Below are 8,155 nucleotides of genomic sequence, written 5' to 3' on the forward strand. Positions count from 1 at the left end.
TGCCGGCACAGGTCGTACACGGCGCCCTCCACACATCCCCCGGAGACCGACCCGATCGCCGAGCCCTCGCCGTCGACGGCGAGCGCGGCACCGGGCTGACGGGGCGCACTGCCGCCGACCGCCACCACGGTGGCGACGGCGAAGTCACGCCCCTGCTCGACCCACCGGTGCAGCTCGTCGGCGATGTCCAGCATGTCGGTCTCCTCATGGTTCAGGGAATGCGCGGAGGGCTGGGTCCCGTCCGCCCGATCTTGCCCCGGGCTCGACCGGGCGGACAGGACCTGGGCGGGGTCAGTGGACCCCCAGCCACCCTTCGATCGGGTTGAGGGCGAAGAACACGATGAAGATCGCGGCCAGGCCCCACATGAAGCCGCCCACTTCACGGCCCTTGCCCTGGGCGGCCTTGATGGCGACGTAGGAGAGGACACCGGCGGCCACACCCGGGGTGATGCTGTAGGTGAACGGCATCAGCACGACGGTGAGGAAGACCGGGATGGCGACCGAGCGGTCGCTCCAGTCCACGTGCTTGGCGTTCTGCATCATCATCGCGCCGATGACGACCAGGGCCGCGGAGGCGACCTGGGGTGGCACGATCGCGGTGAGCGGGGTGAAGAAGAGGCAGGCGGCGAAGAACAGGCCGGTGACGACCGAGGAGAGGCCGGTCCTGGCTCCCTCTCCGACGCCGGTGGCCGATTCGACGAACACGGTCTGGCCGGAGCCGCCCGAGACACCGCCGATCGCACCGCCGGCACCGTCGATGAACAGCGCCTTCGACAGACCGGGCATCCGGCCCTTGTCGTCGGCGAGGTTGGCCTCGGTGCCGACACCGATGATGGTGGCCATGGCGTCGAAGAAGCCGGCCAGCACCAGCGTGAAGACGATGAAGCCGACGGTGATCGCCCCGACGTCGCCCCAGCCGCCGAACTCGACGTGTCCGAAGAGCGAGAAGTCGGGCATGGAGACCGCGCTGCCGCCGAGCTCCGGCGGGGCCATGTTCCACGCCTTGGCGTCGAGGCCGGCCACGTTGTGGACGACGACCGCGACCACGGTGCCGACGACGATGCCGATCAGGATCGCGCCGGGGATCGCGCGGGCCTGCAGCATGAAGATCAGGAGCAGGGTGAAGCAGAAGATCAGGACGGGCCAGCCCGCGAGCTCGCCGCCGACGCCGAGGGTGACCGGCGGTCCGAACTCCGAGCCCTTGCCGACGAAGCCCGACTTGACGAGGCCGATCAGGGCGATGAACAGGCCGATGCCCATGGTGATGCCGTGCTTCAGCGGGAGCGGGATCGCGTTCATGATCAGCTCACGCAGACCGGTGACCACCAGGAGGCAGATCACCAGGCCGTACGCCACACACATGGCCATGGCCTGCGGCCAGGTCATCTGGGGCACGACTTGCGAGGCGAGAACGCCGGAGACGCTCAGGCCGGCCGCGAGGGCGAGCGGAACCTTGCCGACGAAGCCCATCAGCAGGGTGGTCGCGGCGGCCGCGAAGGCAGTCGCAGTGATGAGTCCCGGCTGGCTGAGGACGTTGCCCGCAACGTCCTTGCCATTGAGGATCAGGGGGTTGAGCAAAAGGATGTACGCCATCGCCATGAAGGTGGTGATGCCGCCGCGCACCTCACGCGCGACCGTCGATCCTCTTTCGGATATGTGAAAGTACCGGTCGAGCCAAGACCTGCCGGCGGGGATGTGCGAGCCGGGGCCCGCGTCCTCCGATGCGGTCTTGGGCTCCACTGACGACTGGGTCATGATGCCTACTCCCAAGGTTCACAGGGGCACCCGCATAAGACTTGGAACGTCAGACAAGCTGCGGGATTTGGGATCTTGCATTGGCTGCACGACCCGGGGGACGGCCCGAGACGAACGGGGCTGCAGATCGGGGAGCCACGGGGAATGGCTCGACTCTGCAGTTCTTCGGGTGTTGCTGTGTGTTGCTGTGTGTTGCTGGTGTTGCTGCTGACCGCGAGCGGTGCGGCTCCGGGTCGAAGGCGGTCCGGGGACGAGTCCCCGGGAACCACCTCCGCTCCGGACGGGGGAGGGGTCCTGGGGACAGGTCCCCAGGCCACCTCCCCCGGAGAGGGAAGCGATCCAGGAGACGAGTCCCCAGGCCACCTCCCCCGGAGGGTTACGTGCCGGTGAGGTGCTCGGGGCGTACCGGCGTCCTGTCGAGCTCCAGCCCCGTCGCGTTCCGGATCGCCGCGAGGACGGCCGGGGTGGACGACAGGGTCGGGGCCTCGCCGATGCCACGGAGCCCGTACGGGGCGTGCTCATCGGCCAGTTCGAGCACATCGACCGGGATGGTCGGCGTGTCGAGAATCGTGGGGATCAGATAGTCCGTGAAGGAGGGGTTGCGCACCTTCGCGGTCTTCGGGTCGACGATGATCTCCTCCATGACCGCCACGCCCAGGCCCTGGGTGGTGCCACCCTGGATCTGGCCGACGACGGACAGCGGGTTGAGAGCCTTGCCGACGTCCTGGGCGCAGGCCAGCTCGATGACCTTGACCAGGCCCAGCTCCGTGTCCACCTCGACGACCGCGCGGTGCGCGGCGAACGAGTACTGGACGTGGCCGTTGCCCTGACCGGTGCGCAGGTCGAAGGCCTCGGTGGGACGGTGGCGCCACTCGAGCTCCAGCTCGACGGCCTCGTCCTCCAGCACATCGACCAGGTCGGCGAGGACCTCGCCGCCGTCGGTGACGACCTTGCCGCCTTCGAGCAGCAGCTCGGCGGTGGCCCAGGCCGGGTGGTACGAGCCGAACTTGCGGCGGCCGATCTCCAGGACCTTCTCGCGGACGGCCTCGCAGGAGTTCCTGACCGCGCCGCCGGTGACGTACGTCTGGCGGGAGGCCGAAGTGGAACCGGCGGAGCCGACCTGCGTGTCGGCCGGGTGGATCGTCACCTGCGTGACACCCAGCTCCGTGCGGGCGATCTGGGCGTGGACGGTGACACCGCCCTGGCCGACCTCCGCCATCGCGGTGTGCACGGTCGCGACCGGCTCACCGTTGATGACCTCCATGCGCACCTTGGCGGTGGAGTAGTCGTCGAAGCCCTCGGAGAAGCCGACGTTCTTGATGCCGACCGCGTAGCCGACACCGCGGACGACGCCCTCGCCGTGTGTGGTGTTGGACAGACCGCCGGGCAGGGCGCGTACGTCCGCGTCACCGCCGGCGACCTCCCACTGGCGCTCCGGCGGGAGCGGGCGGGCCTTGATGCGGCGCAGCAGTTCGGCCACCGGGGCCGGCGAGTCGACCGGCTGGCCGGTCGGCATGATCGTGCCCTGCTCCATGGCGTTCAGCTGCCGGAACTCGACCGGGTCGATACCCAGCTTCGCCGCCAGCTTGTCCATCTGTGCCTCGTAGGCGAAGCACGCCTGGACCGCGCCGAAGCCGCGCATCGCGCCACAGGGCGGGTTGTTGGTGTAGAGCGCGATCGCCTCGATGTCGACGTCGTCGATGACGTACGGGCCGACGGAGAGGGAGGAGGCGTTGCCGACGACCGCCGGGGAGGCCGACGCGTAGGCGCCGCCGTCCAGGACGATCCTGCACTTCATGTGCGTGAGCTTGCCGTCCTTGGTGGCGCCGTGCTCGTAGTAGAGCTTCGCCGGGTGACGGTGGACGTGCCCGAAGAAGGACTCGAACCGGTTGTAGACGATCTTGACCGGCTTGCCGGTGCGCAGGGCCAGCAGACAGGCGTGGATCTGCATCGACAGGTCCTCGCGGCCGCCGAAGGCGCCGCCGACGCCGGAGAGCGTCATACGGACCTTCTCCTCGGGCAGGCCGAGGACCGGGGCGATCTGGCGGAGGTCCGAGTGCAGCCACTGGGTGGCGACGTACAGGTCGACACCGCCGTCCTCGGCGGGTACGGCGAGGCCGGACTCGGGGCCGAGGAAGGCCTGGTCCTGCATGCCGAACGTGTACTCGCCCTTGACGATCACGTCGGCGCGCTCGGCGGCCTCGTCGGCGTTGCCGCGGACGATCGGCTGGCGGTGCACGATGTTCGGGTGCGGGACGTGACCGATGTGGTGGTCGTCGCGGCCCTCGTGGACCAGGACCGCGTCGGGCGCGGTGGCCGAGGCCTCGTCGGTGATGACAGGCAGCTCGGCGTACTCGATCTTGATCTTGGCGGCGGCGCGGCGCGCGGTCTCCGGGTGGTCGGCGGCGACCAGGGCCACCGGCTCACCGTGGTGGCGGACCTTCTTGTGCGCGAGGACCGGGGTGTCCTGGATCTCCAGGCCGTAGTTCTTCATCTCGGCCGGCAGGTCGTCGTACGTCAGCACCGCGTAGACGCCGGGCATCGCCACGGCCTCGGAGATGTCGATCGACTTGATCTCGGCGTGCGCGACGGTGGAGCGCAGCGTCTGGCCCCAGAGCATGTCCTCGTGCCACATGTCCGAGGAGTACGCGAACTCACCGGTGACCTTGAGGGTGCCGTCGGGGCGCAGCGTGGACTCGCCGATGCCGCCCTTGGTCTGCGATCCCTGGGTGACCTTGGTGGGTGTGCCTGCCGGGACGGCGGCGACTCGTGGATTCAGCGCCATGGTGCTCAGACCGCCTCTTCCTGACGGGCGGCCGCGAGACGGACCGCGTCGAGGATCTTCTCGTAACCGGTGCAGCGGCAGAGGTTGCCGGAGAGCGCCTCACGGATGTCCGCGTCGGACGGGGAGACGTTGCGCTCCAGCAGCTCGTCGGCCGCGACCAGCAGACCCGGGGTGCAGAAGCCGCACTGCACGGCGCCGGCGTCGATGAACGCCTGCTGGATCGGGGCGAGTTCGGTGCCTTCACCGGTCTGCGAATCGCTGACCCCGTCGGATGGGCGAGCTTTCCACTGCTGGGCTTCCTGCAGGGACGTGCCGCAGGCGCCGGTGCCACAGGCACCACCGTGCTCGGAGCGCTGCTTGGCGAAGTCCGCGAGCCCCTCGACGGTGACGACCTCGCGGCCCTCGACCTGACCGGCGGCGACCAGACACGAACAGACCGGCACCCCGTCGAGGCGGACCGTGCAGGAGCCGCACTCGCCCTGCTCACAGGCGTTCTTGGAACCGGGCAGACCCAGGCGCTCACGCAGCACGTAGAGGAGGCTCTCGCCCTCCCAGACGTCGTCGGCTTCCTGCTTACGGCCGTTGACCGTGAAATTCACGCGCATGGTTATGCAGCTCCTTCAAGCGTGCGGCCGGTGCCGCGGTACTGCTCCCAGGTCCAGCCGAGCGTGCGGCGGGCCATGATGCCGACCGCGTGACGGCGGTACTTGGCGGTGCCACGGACGTCGTCGATCGGGTTGCAGGCGGCGGAGGCCAGCTCCGCGAACTGCTTGGCGATCGAGGGAGTGATGATCTTGCCGCTCTCCCAGAAGCCGCCTTCTTCGAGCGCGGCGTTCAGGAACTCCTCGGCGGCCTTGGCGCGCACCGGGGTGGGCGCGGCCGAGCCGATGCCGGTCTTCACCGTGCGGGTCTCGGGGTGCAGCGCGAGACCGAACGCGCACACCGCGATGACCATCGCGTTGCGGGTGCCGACCTTCGAGTACTGCTGAGGCCCGTCGGCCTTCTTGATGTGGACGGCCCTGATGAGCTCGTCCGGGGCGAGCGCGTTGCGCTTCACGCCGGTGTAGAACTCGTCGATCGGGATGAAGCGCGTACCCCGTACCGACTCGACCTCGACCTCGGCGCCGGCGGCCAGCAGGGCCGGGTGGGCGTCACCGGCCGGGGACGCGGTGCCGAGGTTGCCGCCGACGCCGCCGCGGTTGCGGATCTGCGGCGAGGCCACGGTGTGCGAGGCGAGCGCCAGGCCGGGCAGCTCGGCCCGCAGGTTCTCCATGATCTGGGTGTACGGGACGGAGGCGCCCAGGCGGACGTTCTCCTCGCCGACTTCCCATTCGCGCAGCTCGACGATGCGGTTCAGGTCCAGGAGGTACTCGGGCCGCCGGTGGTCGAAGTTGATCTCGACCATGATGTCGGTGCCACCCGCAATGGGCACAGCGGTGGGGTGCTCTGCCTTGGCGGCGAGCGCCTCCTCCCAGCTGGCGGGGCGAAGGAAGTCCATGAGTGGCTCTCTTCTACGTGGTTCGGTCGTTCGCAGGGGCTGGGGACGGCCGGCCCTCGACTGGTTATTCATGTCCTGTTAACGCGGTGTGGCCCAAGTACACAAGCACCGTCTCGCCCGGTGCAGTCACCGAAACCATGAAGGAGTTGGCTGGTCGCCACCCCCGTCTTGTAGATTCGAACGAAAGGCGGGGCTCAGTAACCTCTCCGTTTTCCTCCCGAAACCAACGGCACACCCATCAGCACAGTCCAACGGCAACAACGAGACAGATCGGCGGCGACGAGATGCGGCTGCGCGCACTGCTGGAGACCGACGCGCTGGGACTGCGGCTGCTCGGCGGCGACGACGAGCTGGACCGCACCGTCCGCGGCGTGATGACGACCGACCTACGGGACCCGAGCCGCTATCTCTCGGGCGGTGAGCTGGTCCTCACCGGGCTCGCCTGGCGACACACCGCCGATGATTCCGAGCCTTTTGTACGTATTCTCGCAAGTGCGGGGGTCGCGGGGCTCGCGGCGGGCGAGGCGGAGCTCGGAGACATCCCCGGCGACCTCGTGCAGGCATGCGTACGGCACCGGCTGCCGCTGTTCGCGGTCAACGAGGACGTTGCGTTCGCAACGATCACCGAGTACGTGGTGCGACAGGTTTCCGGCGAGCGGGCCGGGGACCTGGCCGCCGTCGTCGACCGGCACCGCCGGCTGATGACCTCCGGGCCCACGGGCGGCGGCCCCGAGGTGGTTCTCGACCTCCTCGGCTCCGATCTGGACCTGCGGGCCTGGGTCCTCTCCCCCACCGGCCGGCAGATCGCGGGCGCCGGTGAGCCGCTGACCGCGGAGGTGAGCGGCGCGCTCGCCGCGGAGCATCTGGCGGCGACCCGCACCGGGCGGCGCGCCCCGCACCGCGCGACCGCCGCCGGCGTCACGTATTCGCTCTTCCCGATCCGTAACACCGGACGCGGCGCCGCCCCGGCGTCCCGGGACGTCCGTGAGACCGTGCTGTCCGACTGGCTGCTCGCGGTCGAGGCCGACGCCTCCGACTGGCCCGCGGCCCGCCTCGACCTGCTGCAGGGCGTCACCCAGCTGATCGCCGTCGAGCGGGACCGGCGCGAGGCGGCCCGTACGGTACGGCGCCGGCTCGCCCAGGAGGTCCTGGAACTCGTCCAGGCCGGCGCCGCGCCCGCCGAGATCGCGGCCCGGCTGCGGGTCGCCGCACCCGTGCTGCTCCCGGGCCTCGGCACCGCGCCGCACTGGCAGGTCGTCGTCGCGCGCGTCGAGTGGGAGCAGGAAGGCGGCGGGGCCCCGATCGAGGCCGGCCCCGTCACCCAGTCGCTGCTGGAGGAGATCCTGGTCGACCCCGCGACGACGGGTTCGGACTCCGCCGACCGCATCGCCGTGGCGCACACCGGGGACGAGGCGATCGCGCTCGTGCCCCTGCCCGCGGTCACCGTCACCGCGGACGCCGACCTGCTCGACAGCACACCTGCCGACATGGCTGACATGGCCGACATCGGGCTGCACGCGGACGCCCTGCTCGCCGCCGTCCGCGACCCCCTGTCCGCGGGGCTCGACGGCGACGGCCGCCTCACCCTCGGCGTCAGCGCCGCCGTCCACTCGGCGGAGGGCCTTCGCGGCGCCCTGGAAGAGGCCCGGCACGCCCGCCGCGTCGCCGCGGCACGCCCGGGCCGGGTGTGCGCGGCCGGCCACCACGAGCTCGCCTCGCACGTCCTGCTGCTGCCGTTCGTCCCCGACGACGTACGCCGGGCCTTCACGGCACGTCTCCTCGACCCGCTCCGCGACTACGACCGCAGGCACCGGGCGGAACTGATCCCGACACTGGAGGCGTTCCTGGACTGCGACGGCTCCTGGACGCGCTGTGCGACGCGGCTGCACCTGCATGTGAACACGCTGCGGTACCGGGTGGGCCGGATCGAGCAGCTGACGGGGCGGGATTTGTCGCGGCTCGAGGACAAGCTGGACTTCTTCCTGGCGCTGCGGATGTCCTAGCGAAGCTGGGGCAAGCCCCCCGGCGGCAGCTTCGCGCCGCCCCACACGCGCTCATCCTGTGCGCCAGAACCGGGACGGTCGCCGACCCGGGCGGCCGAGGACCGGGGTTCGGGG

At 70.3% G+C, this 8,155-nt stretch carries 6 protein-coding genes; 1 reads left to right on the top strand and 5 read right to left on the bottom strand.

Features of this window, described 5'->3' with window-relative positions:
* The 5 genes from ACWGI8_RS34280 to ACWGI8_RS34300 all read right to left on the bottom strand — a co-directional run.
* Positions 1-194, bottom strand: a 194-nt coding sequence (locus ACWGI8_RS34280; RefSeq protein ID WP_453666977.1) for an XdhC family protein, incomplete at its 3' end; no start/stop codon positions are given.
* A 97-nt stretch (positions 195-291) separates the two neighbouring features.
* Positions 292-1,755, bottom strand: a complete 1,464-nt coding sequence (locus tag ACWGI8_RS34285) for an NCS2 family permease (protein WP_453666979.1) — start codon at positions 1,753-1,755, stop codon at positions 292-294.
* A gap of 376 nt (positions 1,756-2,131) precedes the next feature.
* Entirely contained in the window at positions 2,132-4,540 is a 2,409-nt protein-coding gene (pucD, locus tag ACWGI8_RS34290) for a xanthine dehydrogenase subunit D (protein ID WP_453666981.1), read from the bottom strand.
* A 5-nt stretch (positions 4,541-4,545) separates the two neighbouring features.
* On the bottom strand, positions 4,546-5,145 hold the full coding sequence (locus ACWGI8_RS34295) for a (2Fe-2S)-binding protein (protein WP_453666983.1): 600 nt from the start codon (positions 5,143-5,145) through the stop codon (positions 4,546-4,548).
* 2 nt (positions 5,146-5,147) lie between these two features.
* Positions 5,148-6,038, bottom strand: a complete 891-nt coding sequence (locus tag ACWGI8_RS34300) for an FAD binding domain-containing protein (RefSeq protein WP_453666985.1) — start codon at positions 6,036-6,038, stop codon at positions 5,148-5,150.
* A 284-nt stretch (positions 6,039-6,322) separates the two neighbouring features.
* On the opposite strand from ACWGI8_RS34300, the gene ACWGI8_RS34305 reads away from it, so the two are divergent.
* Positions 6,323-8,041: a PucR family transcriptional regulator gene (locus ACWGI8_RS34305; protein ID WP_453666987.1), complete on the top strand. Its 1,719-nt coding sequence runs from the start codon at positions 6,323-6,325 to the stop codon at positions 8,039-8,041.
* Positions 8,042-8,155 lie beyond the last annotated feature (114 nt).

It is taken from the genome of Streptomyces sp. NPDC054841 (assembly GCF_053611045.1).

Bases quoted from the DNA above. Each gene is read 5' to 3' on its own strand.
- ACWGI8_RS34295 (WP_453666983.1), bottom strand. From the start codon at position 5,145: ATGCGCGTGAATTTCACGGTCAACGGCCGTAAGCAGGAAGCCGACGAC.
- ACWGI8_RS34285 (WP_453666979.1), bottom strand. From the start codon at position 1,755: ATGACCCAGTCGTCAGTGGAGCCCAAGACCGCATCGGAGGACGCGGGC.
- ACWGI8_RS34305 (WP_453666987.1), top strand. From the start codon at position 6,323: ATGCGGCTGCGCGCACTGCTGGAGACCGACGCGCTGGGACTGCGGCTG.
- ACWGI8_RS34300 (WP_453666985.1), bottom strand. From the start codon at position 6,038: ATGGACTTCCTTCGCCCCGCCAGCTGGGAGGAGGCGCTCGCCGCCAAG.
- pucD (WP_453666981.1), bottom strand. From the start codon at position 4,540: ATGGCGCTGAATCCACGAGTCGCCGCCGTCCCGGCAGGCACACCCACC.